This window comes from Amycolatopsis sp. cg9, assembly GCF_041346945.1.
Taxonomy (GTDB): Bacteria; Actinomycetota; Actinomycetes; order Mycobacteriales; family Pseudonocardiaceae; genus Amycolatopsis.
The window spans coordinates 10,235,785-10,259,828 of the sequence record NZ_CP166850.1 but is presented as its reverse complement, the minus strand read 5'-3'; the positions used below and the strand labels follow the sequence as shown (position 1 = coordinate 10,259,828).

The window sequence follows — 24,044 nt, the reverse complement described above, 5'->3', positions numbered from 1 at the left end:
CCTGGAGCTGAAACCATGGCCACGCCCGAGAAGGTGCTCGACGCGCTGCGCGCCTCCGTCAAGGAGGCCGAGCGGCTGCGGCGGCAGAACCGGCAGCTCGTCGAGGCGGCGACCGAGCCGGTCGCCATCGTCGCGATGGCCTGCCGGTTCCCCGGCGGCGTGCGCTCGCCGGAAGGGCTGTGGGACCTGGTGGCCCGCGGTGGTGACGCCGTCACGGCGTTCCCCGCCAACCGCGGCTGGGACACCGCGACGCTGTTCGACGAAGGCCGCCCGGGGACGACGTACGCGCGTGAAGGCGCTTTCCTGCACGACGCCGACCTCTTCGACGCCGGGTTCTTCGGGATCTCGCCGCGCGAGGCGCTCGCCATGGACCCCCAGCAGCGGCTCCTGCTGGAGACGTCGTGGGAGGCCTTCGAACGGGCCGGCATCGACCCCGCTTCGGTCCGGGGCAGCCGGACCGGGGTCTTCGTCGGCTCCAACGGCCAGGACTACCTGACGCTGCTGCGCTCGTCGGCCGAGGACGTCGAGGGCTACCTCGGCACCGGCAACGCGGCGAGCGTCGTCTCCGGGCGGCTGTCGTACCTGTTCGGGTTCGAGGGCACTTCGCTGACCGTCGACACGGCGTGCTCGTCGTCGCTGGTCGCGCTGCACCTCGCCGTGCAGGCCCTGCGGCAGGGCGAATGCGACCTGGCACTGGCCGGCGGCGCGACCGTGATGGCGACACCGGGCACGTTCGTCGAGTTCAGCAAGCAGCGCGGGCTCGCGCCGGACGGCCGCGTCAAGGCGTTCGCCGAGGCGGCCGACGGCACCGGCTGGGGCGAAGGCGTCGGGATGCTCCTCGTGGAGCGCCTCTCGGACGCGCGGCGCCACGGCCACGAAGTCCTGGCGCTGGTGCGGGGTTCGGCGGTCAACTCCGACGGCGCGTCCAACGGCCTGACCGCGCCGAACGGCCCGTCCCAGCAGCGGGTGATCCGCGCGGCGCTCGACAGCGCCCGGCTGTCCACTTCGGACATCGACGTCGTCGAGGCGCACGGCACCGGGACGACCCTCGGCGACCCGATCGAAGCCCAGGCGCTCCTGGCCACCTACGGGCAGGACCGCTCGACGCCGTTGTGGCTCGGCTCGGTGAAGTCGAACATCGGGCACACCCAGGCCGCGGCCGGGGTCGCGGGGATCATCAAGATGGTCATGGCGATGCGGCACGGGGTGCTGCCGCGGACGCTGCACGTGGACGCGCCTTCGTCCCATGTGGACTGGTCGGCGGGTGCGGTCGAGCTGCTGACCGAGGCCCGCGAGTGGCCTTCGGGTGACCGGCCGCGGCGGGCCGCGGTGTCGTCGTTCGGGGTCAGCGGCACGAACGCGCACACGATCCTCGAAGCCGTCCCGCCCGCCGAGCCGGTGCCGGCGGAGCCGCCGGTCGGCACGCTGACGCCGTTCGTGCTGTCGGCGAAGACACCGGAAGCGGTGCAGGCGCAGGTCTCCCGGCTCGCCGAGGTGCCGGCCGACCCGGTGGACATCGCCCGCGCGCTGGCCACCACCCGGACGGCGTTCGAGCACCGGGCGGTCGTCCTCGAACCGAACCTGATCACTGGCGAAGTCCGTGAGGGTGCCCGGCTGGCGGTGCTGTTCACCGGTCAGGGCGCGCAGCGGATCGGGATGGGCAGCGAACTGTACGCGCGGTTCCCGGTGTACGCCGCGGCTTTCGACGAGGTGTGTGGGCACTTCCCTGACCTGCGCTCGGCTTTCGACGATGCTGAGTTGCTGAACCGTACGGAGTTCACGCAGCCGGCGTTGTTCGCGGTCGAGGTGGCGTTGTTCCGGTTGGTGGAGTCGTTCGGTGTCCGTCCGGATTTCGTTGCCGGGCACTCCATTGGCGAAATCTCCGCCGCCCATGTCGCCGGTGTGCTGTCGCTTGAGGACGCGTGCCGTCTGGTTTCCGCGCGGGCGTCGCTGATGCAGGCCCTGCCCTCGGGCGGTGCGATGGTCTCGATCGCGGCCCCCGAGTCGGAGATCGTGCTGACCGAGGGTGTGTCGATCGCGGCGGTGAACGGTCCGGAGTCGGTGGTCATTTCGGGCGATGAGGCCGAGGTGCTGGCGATCGCCGCGCAGTTCCCGAAAACCAAGCGCCTCACGGTGAGCCACGCGTTCCACTCGCCGCTGATGGATCCCATGCTCGGCGAGTTCCGTGCGGTCGCCGAAGCTTTGACCTACCGCTCTGCGACGATACCGGTGATCTCGAATGTGAGCGGTGCTCTCGCCGAGTCGTTCACGGCGGACTACTGGGTGCGGCACGTGCGGGAGGCCGTCCGGTTCGCCGACGGGGTGGCCGCGCTGGAAGCCGAGGGCGTGCGGGTCTTCCTGGAGCTGGGGCCGGACGGGGTGCTCAGCGCGATGGTGCCGGGTTCGTCCTTCCCCGCGCTGCGGCGTGACCGCGACGAGGAGCGGACGCTCGTGACCGCCCTCGCCGGGGTGTGGGTGCACGGCGGCGCCGTCGACTGGGCCGCCTACCTGCCCGCCGGCCCGCGGATCGACCTGCCCACCTACCCGTTCCAGCGGGAACGGTTCTGGCCCACCCCCGCCCCGCAGGCCGACGTGGACGTCTCGGCGCTCGCCGCCGAACTCGGCCTGCCCGAGGACACCCTGCGGCCCGCACTGGCCGCCGTGCGGCAACGCCGTGACGAGGCCACGGCCGCGGACGCGTGCCGGTACCGCGTCACCTGGACCGCACTGGACCCCGCCGAAGCCGCCGCACCCCAGGGCGACTGCCTGGTCGTCGACCCGTCCCCGCAGCTGGCAGCCGTCCTCGAAAGCTGGAACGGCCGGGTCATCCCGTTCGACGGCACCCTCGGCGACGCCGAGCCGGTCGTCGTGTTCAGCGGCGCCGGGCTCGAGCGGACCGTCGACCTCCTGCGTGAACTCGCCGACGCCGGGGTCGGCGCCCCGCTGTGGTGCGTCACCTCCGGGGCCGTTCGCGCCACCGGAACCGACCCGGCGCCGGATCCCGGCCAGGCCGCCGTCTGGGGTCTCGGCCGCGCCGCCGCGCTCGAACTGCCCGATCGCTGGGGCGGCCTGCTCGACCTGCCGTCCGAAGTGGACTCCGGCACCGCGGCACGGTTCTTCGCCCGGCTGAACGGTGCCGAAGACCAGATCGCCCTCCGCGCCGAGGGCGACTTCGGGCGGCGGCTGGCACCCGCCGAGCCGGTCGCGGCCCCCGCGTGGACCCCGCGCGGCACGGTGCTCGTCACCGGCGGGACCGGCGCGCTGGGCGCGCACGTCGCCCGCCGCCTCGCCCGGGACGGCGCCGACCACCTGGTGCTGGTCTCCCGCCGCGGGGCCGACGCCCCCGGCGCGGCCGAACTGGCCGACGAACTGGACGTGCGGGTGACGTTCGCGGCTGGCGACGTCGCCGACCGGGAGTTCCTCGCCGAGCTGATCGAGCGCGTCAGCCCCGGGCTCACCGCCGTCGTGCACACCGCGGGGGTCGTCCGGTCCGCGCCGCTGTCCGAAGTGGACGGCTCGGCGGTCGCCGAACTGTGGGCCGCCAAGGCGGCCGGCGCCCGTCACCTCGACGAGCTCCTGGCCGACGCCGACCTCGACGCGTTCGTCCTGTTCTCCTCGATCGCCGGGGTGTGGGGCAGCGGGCAGCAGGCGCTCTACGGCGCCGCGAACGCTTTCCTCGACGCGCTCGCCGAAGGCCGCCGCGCCCGCGGTCTCGCCGCCACGGCCGTGGCCTGGGGCCCGTGGGCCGACGGCGGGATGGCCGCCGACAACGACGCCGAGGACTACCTGCTCCGCCGCGGGCTGCGCGCGCTGGAGCCGGGAGTGGCCGTGACCGCGCTGCTGCGCGCCGCGGGCGGGGACACGACCGTCACCTTCGCCGACGTCGACTGGCCGCGGTTCGCCGCCGCCTTCACCTCGCGGCGGCCGAGCCCGCTGCTGACCGGGATCCCCGGCGCCGTCCCCGAGCCGGGCGCCCCCGCGACCGGAGGTCTCGTCGCCCGGCTGCGCGGGCTGTCCCCGGCGGTCGCCGACGAGGTGCTGCTGCAGCTCGTCCGGGACCAGGCCGCCGCGGTGCTCGGGCACGCGAGCGCGGCCGCCGTCGCGCCGGACCGCGCCTTCCAGGAGATCGGCTTCGACTCGCTGACCGCGATCGAGCTGCGGGACGCCCTGCGCGCGGAGACGGGGCTCGCGCTGCCCGCGACGCTCGTCTACGACTGGCCGACCCCGGCCGCGCTGGCCGCCCACCTGCGGGCCGGCGTCCTGGGCGACGCCGCCGCCGAAACCACCACGACGGTGGCCGCGGCCGCCGACGAGCCGATCGCCATCGTCGCGATGAGCTGCCGGTACGCGGGCGGGATCGCGTCGCCGGAAGACCTGTGGCGCCTGGTGTCCGGCGGCGCGGACGCGGTCTCCGGCTTCCCGGCCGACCGCGGCTGGGACCTGGAGAACCTGTACGACGCCGACCCCTCGCGGCTCGGCTCGGTGAGCGTCACCGAGGGCGCGTTCCTCGACGCCGCGGGCGGCTTCGACGCCGGCTTCTTCGGCATCTCGCCGCGCGAGGCCCTCGCGATGGACCCGCAGCAGCGCCTCCTGCTGGAGCTCACGTGGGAAGCGTTCGAGCGCGCGGGCATCGACCCGGCTTCGGTCCGGGGCAGCCGGACCGGTGTGTTCGCCGGCACCAACAGCCACGACTACACGACGCTGCTCCTCGGCTCGGCCGACGCCCTCGAAGGGCACATCGCCACCGGCAACGCGGCGAGCGTCGCCTCGGGCCGCCTGGCCTACACCTTTGGGCTGGAGGGTCCGGCGGTCTCGGTCGACACGGCGTGCTCGTCTTCGCTGGTCGCGCTGCACCTGGCCGTCCAGTCGCTGCGCCTGGGCGAGTGCTCGATGGCGCTGGCGGGCGGCGTGACCGTGATGGCCACGCCGGGCACGTTCGTCGAGTTCAGCCGCCAGCGCGGGCTCGCCGCGGACGGCCGCTGCAAGGCGTTCGCCGAGGCCGCGGACGGCACGGCCTGGGGCGAAGGCGCGGGCCTGGTGCTGCTCGAGCGGCTGTCGGACGCCGAGCGCAACGGTCACCGGGTACTGGCCGTGGTCCGCGGCTCGGCGGTCAACCAGGACGGCGCTTCCAACGGCCTCACCGCCCCCAACGGCCCGGCCCAGCAGCGGGTCATCCGTGCCGCGCTGGCCGACGCCGGTCTGTCCACTTCGGACGTCGACGCGGTCGAAGCGCACGGCACCGGAACCACGCTCGGTGACCCGATCGAAGCCCAGGCGCTGCTAACGACGTACGGCCAGGACCGCTCGACGCCGCTGTACCTGGGTTCGGTGAAGTCCAACATCGGCCACACCCAGGCGGCGGCCGGTGTCGCCGGCGTGATCAAGATGGTCATGGCGATGCGGCACGGCGTGCTGCCGCGGACGCTGCACGTCGACGCGCCTTCGTCCCATGTGGACTGGACGGCCGGTGCGGTCGAGCTGCTGACGGAATCGCGCGAGTGGACGGCCGACCGGCCGCTGCGGGCGGCGGTGTCGTCGTTCGGCATGAGCGGCACCAACGCGCACACCGTCCTGGAAGCCGTTCCCCAGCCCGAAACCGCGCCGAGCCCCGCGACGGAACCGGTCCCGTGGGTGCTTTCCGCCCGCTCGGCCGACGCCCTGCGCGGTCAAGCGCGGGCGCTGCTCGGGGTGGCCGGTGCGCCGGCCGACATCGGGTTCTCCCTGGCGACCACCCGGGCCCGGCTCCCGCACCGCGCGGTCGTGGTCGGCGACCTCCCGGCCGGCTTGGCCGCGCTGGCGGAGGGCACCCCGGCGGCGGACGTCGTCACCGGGGTGGCCGACGCGCCCGGCAAGGTCGCGCTGGTGTTCCCGGGCCAGGGTTCCCAGTGGGCCGGGATGGCCCTCGAACTCGCGAGCGCCGCCCCGGTGTTCGCCGCTTGCCTCGACGAATGCGCGGCCGCCCTGAGCCCCTTCGCGGACTGGTCGCTGCGAGAGGTCCTCGACGACGTCGAAGCCCTGACCCGGGTCGACGTGGTCCAGCCCGCGCTGTTCGCGGTGATGGTCTCCCTCGCGGAGCTGTGGCGTTCGTTCGGGGTGGTCCCGGACGCGGTGGTCGGCCACTCGCAGGGGGAGATCGCCGCGGCCGTGGTGTCCGGCGCACTGTCCCTCGAGGACGGTGCGCGGGTGGTCGCGCTGCGCAGCAAGGCGATCCTCGCCCTCGCCGGGCGGGGCGGCATGGTCTCGGTGGCCGCCGGCCGCGAAACCGTCGAAGGACGGCTGACCGGCGGCCTCTCGATCGCCGCGGTCAACGGCCCCGCCGCGGTCGTGGTCTCCGGCGAACCCCGGGCCCTCGAGGAGCTGATCGCGTCCTGCGAAGCCGACGGCATCCGCGCCAAGCGCGTCCCGGTGGACTACGCCTCCCACTCGGCGCAGGTCGAGCAACTCCGCGAAGAGCTGCGAGCGGTCCTCGCCCCGATCACGCCCCGCGAAGGCACGATCGCGTTCCTCTCGACGGTGACGGGGCAGTGGAACGAGCGGGTCGACGCCGAGTACTGGTACACGAACCTGCGCAGCACGGTCCGCCTGGACACCGCGATCGAGCGGCTGAAGAGCGAAGGGTTCGGCACGTTCATCGAGGCGTCGCCGCACCCGGTGCTGACCATGGCGCTCGGGGAAGACGTCGTCGCGCTGGGAAGCCTCCGCCGCGACGACGGTGGCCTGACCCGCTTCCACACCGCGGTCGCCGAAGCCCACGTCCACGGCGTCGCCGTCGACTGGACGCCGGCCTTCCCGGCCGCCCGGGTCGTCGACCTCCCGACGTACGCCTTCCAGCGCAAGCAGTACTGGCCCCGCCCGGCCACCCGCACCGGCGACGCCGCCGGGCTCGGCCTCGGTGCCGTCGAGCACCCGCTGCTGGGCGCCGCGGTCACCCTCGCCGAGGAGGACCGGCTCGTCCTCACCGGACGGCTGTCCCGGCAGACGCACCCGTGGCTCGGCGACCACGAAGTCCTCGGCACCGCCCTCCTGCCCGGCACCGCGTTCGCCGAGCTCGCCGTCCACGCGGGCGACCACACCGGCTGCGGCACCGTCGAAGAGCTCACCCTCGGCGCGCCGCTCGCCGTGCCCGCCACCGGCGGCGTCCAGCTCCAGGTCGTCGTCGAGGCACCGGGCGAGGACGGCCGCCGCGGCCTGACCATCAGCTCGCGCCCGGACCGCCCCGGCGCGCGCTGGACCCGGCACGCCCAAGGCGTCCTGGCCCCCGGCGCGCCGGAACCCGGGACGCTGGCCGAGTGGCCGCCCGCCGGCGCGGAAGCCCTCGACGTCGAGCGCCACTACACCGCCCTCGCCGAGGCCGGCTACCACTACGGGCCCGCCTTCCGCGGCCTGCGCGCCGCCTGGCGGCTCGACGGTGCGGTGTTCGCCGAGGTCGAGCTGCCCGCTACCGACGCGTTCGCCGTGCACCCCGCCCTGCTCGACGCCGCCCTGCACGCGCTCGGGCTCGGCGCGTTCTTCCCCGACGACGGCCAGGCTCGGCTCCCGTTCGCCTTCACCGACGTCAGCGTGTTCGCGGCCGGGGCCACCGCCCTGCGGGTCCGGCTGAGCCAGGCGGGACCGAACGCGGTGTCGGTCCTGGCCACCGACCCGGCCGGCCACCCGGTCGCCGGCATCGGCTCGCTGGCGTTCCAGGTCGCGTCCACAGTGGACGACGTACCGGACGCGCTCTTCCGCACCGAGTGGGCACCGGTGACCGCGACCGGTGAGGTGCCCGGGTTCACCTGGCTTTCGGGTGCCCTCGGCGACCTCGCCGAGGTACCGGACGCCGTGGTGCTGCCGGTCGCCGGCACCGGCCCGCACGCCGTCGCCGCGCACGTCCTCGCGACCGCGCAGGAGTGGCTGGCGGACGAGCGGTTCGCCGCCGCCCGGCTGGTCGTGCTCACCACCGGCGCCCTCGCCGCGCTGCCCGGCGACCCGGTGCCCGGCCTGGCCCAGGCCCCGGCCTGGGGGCTGATCCGCTCGGCCCAGTCGGAGAACCCCGGCCGGTTCGTGCTCCTGGACCTCGACGACCGGTCCGACGCCACGGCCGCCATCGGCACCGCGCTGGCGTCCGGCGAACCGCAGCTCGCCGCCCGCGCGGGAACCCTGCTCGCCGCGCGGCTGGCCCGCCCGGCCGCCGAACTGACGCTGCCGGGGGACGAGCACTGGCGCGTCGGCACGACCGGCACCGGCACCCTCGACGGCCTCGCGACGCTCCCGGCACCGGAAGCCGGGGCCGAGCTCGGGCCCGACGAGATCCGCGTCGAAGTCCGCGCGGCCGGGCTGAACTTCCGCGACGTTCTGATCACCCTCGGGATGTACCCGGGGCAGGCGCTGATGGGCGGCGAGGCCGCCGGTGTCGTCCTCGAGACGGGGGACCGGGTGCGCGGGCTCGCCGCCGGCGACCGCGTGACCGGGCTGTTCACCGGTGCGCTCGGCCCGGTCGCCGTGACCGACCACCGCCTGGTCACCCCGATGCCGGCCGGGTGGAGCTTCGCCGAAGCCGCGTCGGTGCCCGTCGCCTTCGCCACCGCCTACTACGGGCTGTTCGACCTCGGCGGCCTGCGCGCGGGCCAGTCGGTGCTCGTGCACGCGGCGGCCGGCGGCGTCGGCATGGCCGCCGTCCAGCTCGCCCGGCACCACGGCGCCGAGGTGTTCGCCACCGCGAGCACCGGGAAGCACGACGTACTCAGGGAACTGGGCCTCGACACCGTCCACATCGGAGACTCCCGCGCACTGTCCTTCGAGGACCACTTCCGCGCGGCGACCGGTGGGCGCGGGGTCGACGTCGTGCTCGACGCCCTCGCGGGCGAGTTCGTCGACGCTTCCCTGCGGCTGCTGCCGCGCGGCGGCCGGTTCGTCGAGATGGGCAAGGCCGACGTCCGCGACGCCGACGAAGTGGCCCGTACCCACGAGGGCGTCGTCTACCGGGCGTTCGACCTCATCGAAGCCGGACCCGAGCGCCTGCGGGAGATCCTGCGCGAACTCGCCGGGCTGTTCGAAGCCGGTGCGCTCACCCCGCTGCCGCGGCGGACCTGGGACGTGCGGCAGGTGCCGGAGGCGTTCCGGTTCATCAGCCAGGCCCGGCACGTCGGCAAGAACGTCGTCACCCTGCCGCGCCCGCTCGACCCGGCCGGCACCGTGCTCGTCACCGGCGGCACCGGCACGCTCGGCGCGCGGATCGCGCGGCACCTGGTGACCGCGCACGGCGTCCGGCGGCTGCTGCTGGTCAGCCGCCGCGGCCCGGCCGCGCCGGGCGCCGCCGAGCTGGCGGCCGACCTGACCGCGCTGGGCGCCGAGGTGACCGTCGCCGCGTGCGACGCCGCCGACCGCGACGCCTTGGCCGAGCTGCTGGCCGGCCGCACGCTGACCGGGGTCGTGCACACCGCGGGTGTCCTCGCCGACGGCCTGCTCACCGGCCTCGACGCGGCGCGGCTCGCGGACGTGCTGCGGCCCAAGGTCGACGCCGCCGTCAACCTGCACGAGCTGACCCGCGGCCAGGACCTGGCGCTGTTCGTGCTCTTCTCGGCCGCCGCCGGCGTGTTCGGCACGGCCGGGCAGGGCAACTACGCCGCCGCCAACACCGCGCTCGACGCACTGGCCGCGCACCGCCGGGCCCTCGGCCTGCCGGGCGTCTCCCTGGCCTGGGGCCTGTGGGCGGAGGCGAGCGGGATGACCGGGCACCTCGGCGCCGCGGACCTGGCGCGCATGTCGCGGGGCGGCATGACCGGGCTGTCCGACACCGAAGGACTGGCGCTGTTCGACGCGGCCGTCGCCCGCGGCGAAACCCTCGCGATCCCGGCCCGGCTCGACCTTTCGGCGGCGAACGGTCCGGTGCCGCCGCTGCTGCGCGGGCTCGTCCGCGCCACCCGCCGGGCCGCCACCGCGGCCACCACCGGCGACGGCGGGCTGGCCGCCCGGCTGCGGGTGCTGCCCGCCGCCGAGCGCGACCGGCGGCTCCTGGAGCTGGTCCGCGACCACGTCGCCGCGGTGCTCGGGCACGACACCGCCGACGAGATCGAGCCCGGCCGCTCGTTCGCCGAACTCGGCTTCGACTCCCTGACCGCCGTCGAGCTGCGCAACCGCCTCGGCGCCGCGACCGGCCTGCGGCTGCCGGCGACGCTGGTGTTCGACCACCCGGCCCCGGCGGCGCTCGTGGCGCTGCTGCGGACCGAGCTCTTCGGCGGCGCCGTCGAACCGGCCGCCGAGGTCCACGCCGGGCCGAGCGGGGACGACCCGATCGTCATCGTCGCGATGAGCTGCCGCTACCCGGGTTCCGTCGCCTCGCCCGAAGACCTGTGGTCCCTGGTGGCCGGGGGCGCCGACGCGATCACGCCGTTCCCCGCCGACCGCGGCTGGGACCTCGACGGGCTCTACCACCCGGAACCCGGCACGCCGGGCCGGATCTACACGCGCAACGGCGGTTTCGTGCCGGACGCCGACCGCTTCGACCCGGAACTGTTCGAGATCGCGCCGCGCGAGGCGCTCACCATGGACCCGCAGCAGCGGCTCCTGCTCGAAGCGACCTGGGAGGCGTTCGAACGCGCCGGCATCGACCCGGCGTCGGCCCGGGGCAGCCGGACCGGCGTGTTCGTCGGCGCCGCCACCTCCGGCTACGGCGCGGGCGCGGCGACCGACGGCCTCGAAGGGCACCTGATGACCGGCGGGACGTCGTCGGTGGCGTCGGGCCGGCTGTCGTACGTGTTCGGCTTGGAAGGCCCGTCGCTGACGGTGGACACGGCGTGTTCGTCGTCGCTGGTGGCGTTGCACCTGGCGGTGCAGGCGCTGCGGCGCGGCGAATGCGATCTGGCGCTCGCCGGCGGCGTGACGGTCATGCCCGCCCCCGGCGTCCTGCTCGCCTTCAGCCAGCAGCGCGGCTTGGCCGAAGACGGCCGGGTCAAGGCGTTCGCCGAGGGCGCGGACGGCACCAGCATGGCCGAAGGCGTCGGCCTGCTGCTGGTGGAACGGCTGTCGGACGCGCGCCGCAACGGCCACGAAGTCCTCGCCGTGGTGCGGGGTTCGGCGGTGAACTCGGACGGCGCGTCGAACGGCTTGACGGCGCCGAACGGTCCCTCGCAGCAGCGGGTGATCAAGGCGGCCCTCGCGGACGCCGGCCTTGCTCCGTCCGAAGTGGACGCGGTGGAGGCGCACGGCACCGGGACGAAGCTCGGTGACCCGATCGAAGCCCAGGCGCTGCTGGCGACCTACGGCCAGGACCGCTCGACGCCGTTGTACCTCGGCTCGGTGAAGTCCAACCTGGGTCACACCCAGGCCGCCGCGGGGGTCGCGGGCGTCATCAAGATGGTGCAGGCGATGCGCCACGGCGTGCTGCCGCGGACGTTGCACGTCGACGCGCCTTCGTCCCATGTGGACTGGACGGCGGGTGCGGTCGAGCTGCTGACCGAGTCGCGCGCATGGACTTCCGACCGGCCCCGGCGGGCCGGGGTGTCGTCGTTCGGCATCTCGGGCACCAACGCGCACACCATCCTGGAGCAGGCACCGCCCGTCGAGGTCGAGGAGCGCGAGCCGGTTTCCGGGCCGGTGCCGTGGGTGCTGTCGGCCAAGAGCCCGGCGGCGCTGCGGGCGCAAGCCGCCCGGCTGCACGAGTTCCTCGGCGAGGACGTGCCCGCCGACGTCGCGCTGAGCCTGGCCACCACCCGCGCCGACCTCGGGCACCGTGCTGCCGTCGTCGGGGAGACCGGCGCCGAGCTGCTCGCCGGGCTGGCCGCGATCGCCGGCGGCGACCTCGGCGCGCTCACCGGCAGCGGGAACCCGGGCCGGCTGGCGGTGCTCTTCACCGGCCAGGGCGCGCAGCGGGCCGGGATGGGCCGCGAGCTGTACGCGCGGTTCCCGGTCTTCGCGGAAGCCTTCGACGAAATCTCCGCACTGCTGGACACCGACCTGCCGCTGCACGAGGTCATCGACACGGATCTGCTCGACCGCACCGGCTACGCGCAACCCGCGATCTTCGCCCTCGAAGTCGCGCTGTTCCGGCTCGTCGAGTCCTGGGGCGTCCGGCCGGACTTCGTGGCCGGGCACTCGATCGGCGAGCTGGCCGCCGCGCACGTCGCCGGCGTGCTGTCGCTGCCCGACGCGTGCGCGCTGGTCTCCGCCCGCGCGAGCCTGATGCAGGCGCTGCCCGAGGGCGGCGCGATGGTCGCGATCGGCGCTCCCGAGGCCGACGTCCGGGCCGAGCTGCCGGGCGACGGCGTCGGCATCGCGGCGGTCAACGGTCCTCACAGCACCGTGCTCTCGGGCGAGGAAACCGCGGTGCTCGCGCTCGCCGCGGAGTTCGCGGGGCGCGGGGTGAAGACCAAGCGGCTGCGCGTCAGCCACGCCTTCCACTCGCCGCTGATGGACCCGATGCTGGCCGAGTTCCGCGCGGTGGCCGAGACCTTGACGTACCACCCGGCGGAGATTCCGGTGATCTCGAATGTGAGCGGTGCTCTCGCCGAGCCGTACACCGCGGAGTACTGGGTGCGGCACGTGCGTGAAGCCGTCCGCTTCGCCGACGCGGTGACGACGCTCGCCGAGCAGGGCGCGAGCACGTTCCTCGAGCTCGGCCCCGACGGCGTGCTGTCCGCGATGGCGGCCGAGAGCACCGATCTCCCTGCGGTACCGACGCTGCGGGACGGCGAGGACGAGCCGCGCGCCCTGGTCACGGCGTTCGCCCGGCTCCGGGTCGCCGGCTTCCCGCTCGACGCCCGAGCCCTGCTCGCCGGCGCCCGGCGGACCGCGCTGCCGACCTACGCCTTCCAGCGGTCGCGGTTCTGGCTCGAGCCCGCGCCGCCGGCCGAAGGCGACCGGGGTTTCTGGGCCGCGGTCGACGCGGGCGACCTCGGACTGGACGACCACGCCATGGCGGCGCTCGGCCGCTGGCGCTCGTCGTCCACTGTGGACGCCTGGCGCTACCGCGTCACCTGGCGTCCGCTGGCCGAGACCACCGGACGGCTGACCGGCCGCTGGCTCGTCCTCGGCGCGGACGACCTCGCCGGCGAGGTGGCGCAGGCGCTGGCCGCGCACGGCGCCGAGCCCGTGGTCGACTCCGGTCGCCTCGACCGGGCCGCGCTGACGACGCTGCTGCGCGACCACGCCGGCGTCGAAGGAGTCGTGTCGCTGCTGGCCGTCGACGGCGACGCCGAGGCCGGGCTCGCCGCCAACCTGGTGCTCACCCAGGCCTTCGCCGACTCCGGCGTCCCGGCCCGCCTGTGGTGCCTCACCCGGGGCGCGGTCAAGGACGTGACCCGGCCCGGCCAGGCGACGACCTGGGGCTTCGGCCGGATCGCGGCCCTGGAGCTGCCGTCCGGCTGGGGCGGCCTCGCCGACCTGCCCGAGACGCTCGACGCGGCGGCCGGGGCCCGGCTCGCGGCCGTGCTGGCCGACGGCACCGAGGACGAGGTCGCCATCCGTCCGGACGGCGTCTTCGCCCGGCGGCTCGCCCCCGCCCCGGCCGGGGCGACGCGGGACTGGCGGCCGCGCGGCACGGTGCTGGTCACCGGCGGCACCGGCGCGCTCGGCGCGGCGGTCGCCCGCGAACTGGCCGCTTCCGGCGCCGAGCACCTCGTGCTGACCGGCCGTCGCGGCGCCCAGGCGCCGGGCGCGGCCGAGCTGGCCTCGGAGCTGTCCGCCCTCGGCGTCCGCGTCACCCTCGCCGCCTGCGACGCGGCCGACCGGGACGCCCTCGCGAAGGTCGTCGCGGCGATCCCGGCGGATCTGCCGCTGACCGCGGTGGTGCACGCCGCCGGCACCGGCCAGAACGGCCCGCTCACCGCGATCACGCCCGACGAGGTGACCGCGGTGCTGGCCGGGAAGGTGGCCGGCGCCCGGCACCTCGACGAGCTGACCCGCGACCGCGACCTGGACGCGTTCGTCCTGTTCTCCTCGATCTCCGGCGTGTGGGGCAGCGGCGAGCAGGCGGTTTACGGCGCGGCGAACGCGTTCCTGGACGCGCTCGCCGAGGAACGCCGTGGCCGCGGGCTCACCGCGACCGCGATCGCCTGGGGCCCGTGGGCCGAGTCCGGGATGGCGGCCGACGACGGCGCGGTGCGAATGCTGCGCGGGCGCGGCCTCCCGCCGATGGACCCGGCGCTCGGCGTCACGGCCTTCCGCCGGGCGCTCGCGGCCGACGACACCGCCGTCGTCGTCGCCGACGTCGACTGGGCCCGGTTCGCGCCGGTGTTCACCGCGGCCCGGCCCCGGCCGGTCCTGGCCGACCTCCCGGCGGTGCGGGCCGCGCTGACCGAAGCCGAGCCCGAGGAGAGCGGGTTCGCTTCGATGCCGGCCGCGGACCGGCCGAAGGCGCTGCTCACGCTGGTCCTGGACCAGGTCGCGGGCGTGCTCGGGCACACGGCGCAGGCGATCGGGCCCGAGCGCGCGTTCAAGGAGCTCGGTTTCGACTCGCTGATGGCGGTCGAGCTGCGCAACCGGCTCGCCGCGGGGACCGGGCTGAGCCTGCCGGCGTCGCTGGCCTTCGACCACCCGACCGCGGCCGACCTGGCCGAGGAGCTCGACCGGCGGCTGGGCGGCCCGGCCGAGCCGGACCGGATCCGGTTGCTCGACGAGCTCGACCGGCTCGAAGCCGCGTTCGAGACCGTCACCGAGACGGACCTGGCCGGGATCTCCGCGCGCGGCGAGATCACCGCGCGCCTGAAGGGCTTCCTCGCGCGCTGGAGCGAGCTGGACGGTGACCGGGCCGGCACCGACCTCGGCGACGCCAGCGACGACGAGCTCTTCGACTTCATCGACAGCACCTTCCGGACCTCGTGAAAGACAGTGGGGCGGCCATGGCCAACGAGCAGAAACTCCGTGACTACCTCAAGTTCGTCACGGCCGATCTGAAGGACACCCGCGACCGGCTCGCCGACGTCGAGGCCCGGGACCGGGAGCCCATCGCGATCGTGGCCATGAGCTGCCGCTACCCCGGCGGCGTCGGCTCGCCCGAGGACCTGTGGCAGCTGGTCGAAAGCGGCACCGACGCGATCGGCGGCTTCCCGGCCGACCGCGGCTGGCCCGCCGGGTCGTTCCAGGGCGGGTTCCTCTACGGCGCCGCCGAGTTCGACCCGGCGTTCTTCGGCATCTCGCCCCGCGAGGCCCTCGCCATGGACCCGCAGCAGCGGCTGCTGCTGGAGACGTCGTGGGAGCTGCTGGAACGGGCCGGGATCACGCCGAAGTCGGTGAAGCGCAGCAGCACCGGCGTGTTCGTGGGCGGGGCCGCGTCCGGCTACGGCACCGGCTCCGGCGGGGACGAAGACGTCGCCGGCTACCTGCTCACCGGCACCGCGGGCAGCGTGCTGTCCGGGCGGCTGTCCTACCACCTCGGGCTGGAGGGACCGTCGGTCACGATCGACTCGGCGTGCTCGTCGTCGCTGGTCGCCCTGCACCTCGCCGCCCAGGCACTGCGGCGCGGGGAGTGCACCCTGGCGATCGCCGGCGGCGTCACCGTGATGGCCACCCCGGGCACGTTCGCCGAGTTCGACCGGCAGGGCGGCCTCGCGGCCGACGGGCGCTGCAAGGCGTTCGCCGACGCCGCCGACGGCACCGGCTGGGCCGAGGGCGTCGGCCTGCTGCTGGTCGAGCGGCTGTCGGACGCGCGGCGCCTCGGGCACCCGGTACTGGCGGTCCTGCGCGGCTCGGCGGTGAACTCCGACGGCGCGTCCAACGGCCTCACCGCCCCCAATGGCCCCTCCCAGCGCCGGGTCATCACCGCCGCCCTCGCGGCCGCGCGGCTGTCCACATCGGACATCGACGTCGTCGAAGCGCACGGCACGGGAACCTCGCTCGGCGACCCGATCGAAGCGCAGGCGCTGCTCGAAACCTACGGCCAGGAGCGGGAAACCCCGCTGTGGCTGGGTTCGGTGAAGTCGAACATCGGCCACACGCAGTCGGCGTCCGGCGTCGCGGGCGTGATCAAGATGGTGCAGGCGATGCGGCACGGCGTGCTGCCGCGCACGCTGCACGCCGGCGAGCCGTCGTCCCAAGTGGACTGGTCCGCGGGCGCGGTGGAACTGCTCACCTCGGCCCGCGAGTGGCCGTCCGACCGGCCGCGCCGGGCCGCGGTGTCGTCGTTCGGGATCTCGGGCACGAACGCCCACGTGATCCTCGAAGGGGTGGAACCCGCCGAGCCGACCTCGACCGCGGTGACCGGCCCGGTCCCGTGGCTGGTCTCGGCCCGCGGCTCGGACGCCCTGCGCGCACAGGCTTCGGCGCTGGTGCCGTTGACGGACGCCGCCCTGCCGGACGTGGGAGCGGCACTGCTGACCGGCCGCACGGCGTTCGAGGACCGGGCCGTGGTGATCGGTGCTTCGGCGGCCGAGATGCGGACCGGGCTCGAAGCCCTCGCGGCCGGCGGGAGCGCCCCGAACCTGGTGCACGGCAGTGTCGTGCCGGGCGGACTGGCGGTGCTGTTCACGGGCCAGGGCGCGCAGCGGGTCGGGATGGGGCAGGAGCTCTACGCCCGCTTCCCGGTCTACGCCACGGCTTTCGACGCGGTTCTCACCCACTTCGATCCGGCTCTCCGCGATGCCTTCACCGACGCAGAGCTGCTCGACCGCACAGAGTTCACCCAGCCCGCACTCTTCGCAGTAGAGGTTGCTCTCTTCCGCTTGGTCGAATCGTTCGGCATCCGCCCGGATTTCGTTGCCGGGCACTCGATCGGCGAGATCTCCGCCGCCCACGTCGCCGGAGTCCTGTCCCTCGAAGACGCCTGCCGCCTGGTCGCCGCCCGTGCCTCCCTGATGCAAGCCCTCCCCACGGGCGGGGCGATGGTCTCGATCGCGGCCCCCGAGTCTGAGATCACCCTCACCGAGGGTGTCTCCATCGCCGCGGTCAACGGCCCGGAGTCGGTGGTCATCTCCGGCGACGAGACCGCGGTCCTGGCGATCGCGGCGCAGTTCCCCAAGACCAAGCGCCTCAAGGTGAGCCACGCGTTCCATTCGCCGTTGATGGATCCGATGCTGGAGGAGTTCCGCGCGGTCGCGGAGTCTCTGGATCACCGCTCTGCGACGATACCGGTGATCTCGAATGTGAGCGGTGCTCTCGCGGAGCCGTTCACGGCGGACTACTGGGTCCGGCACGTGCGGGAGGCGGTCCGGTTCGCCGACGGCATCTCGACGCTGGAAGCCGCCGGGGTGGGCGTGTTCCTGGAGCTGGGGCCCGACGGTGTCCTCAGTGCGATGGTCGACGGAATCGCGATCAGTGCTCTACGACGAGACCGCTCTGAAGAGAGAGCACTGCTCACGGCGTTGAGCACTGTTCACGTCCACGGCGTCGACGTCGACTGGACATCGTTCCTGCCCGCCGAAGCGCACGCCGAACTGCCGACCTACGCGTTCCAGCGGCAGCACTACTGGCTCACCGATACTGCCGAACTGTCCACAGAGGACCAAGCCTTCTGGGCGGCGGTCGAGAGCGCGGACACCGACGACCTCGCCGACGCGCTCGGCCTCGACCAGGACCTCGCGGAAGCCGTGCGACCGGCGCTGTCCGCCTGGCGGCACCGCAGCCGCCGGGACCGCACGATCGCGGGCTGGCGGTACCGCGCCGACTGGACGCCGATCACCCCCGCCGCCGGTACGCCGGGGCAGTGGCTGCTGGTCGCCCCGGCGGGCGACGAAACCGCCGCCCGGCTGGGCACCCTGCTCACCGGCGTCCTGCCGCTCGCCACGGCGGGGGAGTCCCGCGCGGCGTTGGCCGACCGGCTGCGCGAAGCCGGTCACGACTGGACCGGGGTGCTCGCCACCGGCGGCGACGTCGCCTCGACCACGGTCCTCCTCCAGGCGCTCGGTGACGCGGGGATCGCCGCGCCGCTGTGGTGCCTGACCCGCGCGACACCGGACCAGGCCGGCATCTGGGGCCTCGGCCGCAGCGCCGCGCTGGAGGTGCCCGAGCGCTGGGGCGGTCTCGTCGAACTCCCCGCCGAGCTGGACGAACGCGCCGCCGGACGGCTCCTCGCCGTGCTCGGCGGCGGCGAAGACCAGGTGTCCGTGCGCGCGTCCGGCGTCTTCGGGCGGCGGCTCGTGCCCGCCCCGGCCGGCGGCGCGCCGAACTGGCGCTGGCGGGGCACGGTCCTCGTCACCGGCGGTACCGGCGCGCTCGGTGCCCGGGTCGCCCGGTGGGCGGCGGCGAACGGCGCCGAGCGGCTCGTCCTGACGTCGCGGCGCGGCCCCGACGCGCCCGGCGCGACCGAACTCGCCGCCGAGCTGACCGCGGCCGGCACCCCGACGGCCGTCGAAGCCTGCGACGTCGCCGACCGGGACGCCGTGGCCGCGCTCCTCGCGCGGATCCCGGACCTGCGCGGAGTGGTGCACACCGCGGGCGTGCTCGACGACGGCGTCCTCGACACGCTGACCCCGGAGCGCCTCGCGCGGGTCGAGGCGGCCAAGGTCGACGGCGCGCTCCACCTCGACGAGCTGACCCACGGCCTCGACGCCTTCGTGCTGTTCTCCGGGCTCGCCGGTACCCTCGGCGCGGCCGGGCAGGCCGGGTACGCCGCGGCCAACGCCCGGCTCGACGCGCTGGCCGAGACGCGCCGCGCCGCGGGCCGGCCCGCACTCGCCGTGGCGTGGGGACCGTGGGCCGGCGGCGGGATGGCGGACGACGGCGTCACCGCCCGGCTCGGCGCGGCGGGCCTCCGCCCGCTCGACCCGGACCTCGCGCTCACCGCGCTCGGCGGGGCACTGGCCGCCGGGGACACGACGCTGGCGATCGCCGACGTCGACTGGCCGGTGTTCGGCCCGGCGTTCACCGCGGCCCGGCCGAGCCCGCTGCTCGCCGAGCTGGCGCCGCCCGCCGAGCCGCCCGCCGTCCTCGAATTCACCGCCGCCGGTGTGCTGGGCCTCGTCCGCGAGCACGTCGCCGCGGTGCTCGGGCACGCTTCGGCCGCTGCGGTCGACCGCGACCGGGCGTTCAGCGACCTCGGGTTCACGTCGTTGTCGGCGGTCGAACTCCGCAACCGGCTGCGCACCGCCACCGGGCTCGACCTGCCCGCCACGCTGACCTACGACCACCCCGACCCGGCCACCCTCGCCCGGCACCTGCACGGCCTGCTCGCCGGGTCGGCTCCCGGCCCGGGCACGCCGGCGGCCGGCCCCGCAGGCGACGACGAGCCGATCGCGATCGTGGCGATGGCGTGCCGGTTCCCGGGCGAAGTCCGGTCGCCGGAAGACCTCTGGGACCTCGTCGCGCGCGGCGCCGACGCGTTGTCCGCCCCGCCCGCCGACCGCGGCTGGCCGGGCGACCTCGCCGCCGTCCGGCCGGGCGGGTTCCTCGGCGGGGCCGCGGACTTCGACGCCGGCCTCTTCGGCATCTCGCCCCGCGAGGCGCTGGCCATGGACCCGCAGCAGCGGCTGCTGCTGGAAACGTCGTGGGAGCTGTTCGAACGCGCCGGCCTCGACCCGCGTTCGTTGCGCGGCGAACGGATCGGCGTCTTCGCCGGCACCAACGGCCAGGACTACCCGGCCCTGCTGACCGACGCGGGTGACGAGGTCGCCGGCTACGTCGGCACGGGCAACGCGGCGGCGGTCGTCTCCGGCCGGATCGCGTACTCGTTCGGCCTGGAGGGCCCGGCGGTCACCGTGGACACGGCCTGCTCGTCGTCGCTGGTGGCGGTGCACTGGGCCCGGCAGGCGCTGCGGGCGGGCGAATGCGATCTCGCCATCGCCGGTGGCGTCACGGTGATGTCGACCCCGGGCGCGTTCGTGGAGTTCGACCGGCAGGGCGGCTTGGCCCCGGACGGCGGCATCAAGGCGTTCGCCGACGGCGCGGACGGCACGGGCTGGGGCGAGGGTGTCGGCCTGCTGCTGGTGGAACGCCTGTCGGACGCACGCCGACGGGGGCACGAGATCCTGGCCGTGGTGCGGGGTTCGGCGGTGAACTCCGATGGCGCGTCGAACGGCCTGACCGCGCCGAACGGCCCTTCGCAGCAAAGGGTCATCCGCGCCGCTCTCGCGGATGCCGGGCTCTCACCGTCCGAAGTGGACGCCGTCGAAGCGCACGGCACCGGGACGAAGCTGGGTGACCCGATCGAGGCGCAGGCGTTGCTGGCGACCTACGGCCAGGACCGCGACGAGCCGCTGTGGCTGGGTTCGGTGAAGTCGAACCTGGGCCACACGCAGGCCGCCGCGGGGGTCGCCGGGATCATCAAGATGGTCATGGCGATGCGCACCGGCGTGCTGCCGCAGACGTTGCACGTGGACGCGCCTTCGTCCCATGTGGACTGGACGTCCGGCGCGGTGGAACTGCTGACCGAGCCGCGGAAGTGGCCGTCGGACCGGCCCCGGCGGGCGGGTGTTTCGTCGTTCGGGATCTCGGGGACGAACGCGCACACGATCCTCGAGCAGGCGCCCGAGGAGGCGGTCGTCCACGACACGGCGCCGGTCGGGGTGCTGCCGGTGCTCCTGTCCGCGCAGACCGAGGAGGGCGTGCGTGCGCAGGCCCGCCGGTTGCTCGCCGCCGAACGCGGTGCGCTGCCGGACTTGGCCTTCTCCTTGGCGACGGGCCGGGCGGCTCTGTCCCGGCGGGCGGTCGTGCTCGCTTCGGAGGACGGTGAGCTGGTTCGCGGGCTCACCGCGTTGGCGGACGGTGCGTCGGATCCTTCTGTGGTGCGCGGGGATGCCGGCTCGGGCCCGCTCGCTGTTCTCTTCACCGGTCAGGGGGCGCAGCGGGCCGGGATGGGCTGGGGGCTTTACGGGCGGTTCCCGGTGTACGCCGCGGCTTTCGACGAGGTGTGTGGGCACTTCCCTGGCCTGCGCTCGGCTTTCGACGATGCTGAGTTGCTGAACCGGACGGAGTTCACGCAGCCGGCGTTGTTCGCGGTCGAGGTGGCGTTGTTCCGCCTGGTCGAGTCGTTCGGCATCCGCCCGGACTTCGTGGCGGGGCACTCGATCGGCGAAATCTCGGCGGCCCACGTCGCGGGCGTCCTCTCGCTCGAGGACGCCTGCCGCCTCGTCGCCGCGCGCGCTTCCCTGATGCAGGCCCTGCCGCCGGGTGGGGCGATGGTTTCGATTGCCGCTCCCGAGTCGGCCGTCACCCTCACTGAAGGCGTGTCGATAGCCGCGGTCAACGGCCCGGAGTCGGTGGTCATCTCCGGCGACGAGGCCGAGGTGCTGGCGATCGCGGCGCAGTTCCCGAAGACCAAGCGCCTCACCGTCAGCCATGCGTTCCATTCGCCGTTGATGGATCCGATGCTGGAGGAGTTCCGCGCGGTCGCGGAGTCTCTGGATCACCGCTCTGCGACGATACCGGTGATCTCGAATGTGAGCGGTGCTCTCGCGGAGCCGTTCACGGCGGATTACTGGGTGCGGCACGTGCGGGAGGCGGTCCGGTTCGCCGACGGTGTCTCGACGTTGGAAGCCGCCGGTGTCGGGGTGTTCTTGGAGCTGGGGCCGGACGGGGTGCTGAGTTCGATGGTCCCCGGCAAGGCGATTCCGGCGCTGCGGCGGGACCGCGAGGAAGAACGGACGTTCTTCGCCGCATTGGCCGGGCTGCACACCGCCGGGGTGCCGGTGGACTGGACGGAGCTGCCGGGCCACCGGATTCCCTTGCCCACGTACGCTTTCCAGCGCGAACGGTTCTGGCCCGCCCCGGCCCCGCGCCCGGTCGGCGGCGAGGTCGACGCGCAGTTCTGGGCGGCGGTCGAGCGCGCGGACGTGGCCGGTCTGTCGGCAGGCACCGGGGTGCCGGAGCCCGACGTGGCGAAGGTGTTGCCGGCACTGGCTTCCTGGCGCCGGGACCGGACCGAAACCGCGGTGACGGACTCCTGGCGCTACCGGGTGACGTGGGTCCCGGCCGCGGAGCCCACCCCGGCAACCCCGGGACGGCAGGTGGCGGTGGCCGCCCCCGGCGCGGCCCGGCGCTGGGCGGACGCACTGGGCATCCCGGTCGTCGAGCCGGAAGGACTCGGCTCGCCCGACGGGGTGATCCTGATCGCGGCACCGGGCGACGACGCCCTCGGCACGGCCATGAAACTGGCCAGGTCCGACGCGGCGACGCCGTTGTGGTGCGTGACCCTCGGCGCGGCGGAGCTACCGGGCGACGACCGTCCGGCCGACCCCGGCCTGGCCGCCCTCTGGGGCTTCGGCCGCGCACTGGCGCTGGAGACCCCGGACCGCTGGGGCGGCCTGATCGACGTGCCGGAGGTCCCCGACGAGCACCAGGTCGCCCGCCTGTGGGGAATCATCATGGGCCACCCCACCAGCCTGCCCGCGACCGGCGGCCAGAGGGTGGCCGGAGCCTCGGGTGCGGTCGCCGGCCCGCTCGCTGGTGCCGCCGGCTCGCATGCCCCCGGCGGCCAGAGGGTGGCCGGAGCCTCGGGTGCGGTCGCCGGCCCGCGCGCCGCCGGTCGGCCGGTGGCGCCGTCCGCTGGTGCCGCCGGCTCGCATGCCTCCGATGGCCAGGGTGTGGCCGCAGCCTCGGGTGCGGTCGCTCGCCCGCACGTCGCCGATCAGCCGGTGACCCCGTCCGCTGGTGCCGCCGGTTCGCATGCCTCCGGTGGCCTGGGGGTGGCCGGGTCCTCGGGTGCGGTCGCCGGCCCGCGCGCCGCGGGTCAGCAGGTGGCCGGGTCCTCCAGCGCCCTCAGCGGCGAGGACCAGCTCGCCCTCCGCCCCACCGGCGTCTTCGCGCGCCGCCTCGCCCGTGCGCCGCTCCCGAACCCCGCGCCGTCGTGGACACCCAGCGGCACCGTCCTCATCACCGGCGGCACCGGCGCCCTCGGCGCGACCGTGGCCCGCTGGGCCGCCCGCTCCGGCGCCGGACACCTCGTCCTCCTCAGCCGCAGTGGCCCGGAAGCGCCGGGCGCCGGCGCCCTCGCCGACGAGCTGCGTGCCGCCGGTGCCGAAGCGAGTGTCCTGGCCTGCGACGTCGGCAACCGCGACGACCTGGCCCGCGTCCTCGGGCAGCTCCCGAAGATCACCGCCGTCGTGCACGCCGCCGGGGCCAGTCAGGCCACGGCCTTCGCCGACCTCGGTGACGACGACTTCCACCGGATCCGGGAAGCCAAGGTCGCCGGGGCCCGCCACCTCGACGAACTGCTCGGCGACGACCTCGACGCCTTCGTCCTCTTCTCGTCCATCGCCGGTGTCTGGGGCAGTGGCGGCCAGACCGCCTACGCCGCCGCGAACGCCGAACTCGACGCTCTCGCGAGCCGGCGCCGGGCGCGAAACCGGGTGGCCACCTCCGTCGCCTGGGGGCCGTGGGCCGAGGGCGGGATGGCCGCCGACCCGGCCGCGCAGGAGCACCTCCGGCGGCGCGGCTTGGCGACCCTCGCGCCGGAGAAAGCGATCGCCGCGCTGCGGCGGGCCGGGGACGAGAACGTCGTCGTCGCGGACGTCGACTGGGCGAAGTTCGCCCCGGCCTTCACCGCCACGCGCCCGAGCCGCCTGCTCGACGAGCTGCCCGAAGCGCGGGTCGACGAGCCGCAAGCCGTCGCCGGCCAGGGGGACGCCTTCCGGACGAAGCTCGCCGGGCTCGCCCCGGCCGACCAGCTCGCCGAACTGGTCGGCCTGATCCGGACCGAGGCCGCGCACGTCCTCGGCCACGCCACGACCGCCGCCGTCGACCCCAAGCGGGCCTTCACCGAACTCGGGTTCGACTCGCTCACCGCCGTCGAGCTGCGGGGCAGGCTCGCCGCGGAGACCGGCCTCGACCTGCCCGCCACGCTCGTGTTCAACCACCCCAACGCGACCGCGCTCGCCGAGCACCTGCGGGCCGAGCTGGGGGACGGGACCCCGAGCGTGCTGGCCGAGCTCGAGCGGCTGGAGACGGCGCTGGCCGGCGGCGAACCCGACCGGCTGACGCGCGGCGAACTCACCGTGCGGCTGCAGGCCCTGCTGAGCCGGTACGCCGAACCGGCGGCCGTCCCGGCACCGGCCGGTGGCCTCGAATTCGCCGACGACGACGCACTGCTCGAATTCATCAACAATGACCTCGGGAAATTGTAGAAGCAATTTTTTGAACGAAAACCCGCCCCCGGCAAGGGGGCGGGTTTTCCCTGTGTAGGGGCCCCTTTAAGGGGGATC

Annotated in this window: 2 protein-coding genes; both read left to right on the top strand. The window is 75.0% G+C overall.

Annotated features, from left to right (window positions below):
- Nucleotides 1-15 precede the first annotated feature (15 nt).
- Nucleotides 16-14,799, top strand: a complete 14,784-nt coding sequence (locus tag AB5J73_RS46870) for a type I polyketide synthase (protein ID WP_370966487.1) — start codon at nt 16-18, stop codon at nt 14,797-14,799.
- Nucleotides 14,796-23,966 (top strand): type I polyketide synthase, encoded by a 9,171-nt coding sequence (locus AB5J73_RS46865; RefSeq protein WP_370966485.1) that lies wholly within the window; start codon nt 14,796-14,798, stop codon nt 23,964-23,966. The genes AB5J73_RS46870 and AB5J73_RS46865 overlap by 4 nt, the downstream gene beginning before the upstream one ends.
- The last annotated feature ends 78 nt before the right edge of the window (nt 23,967-24,044 follow it).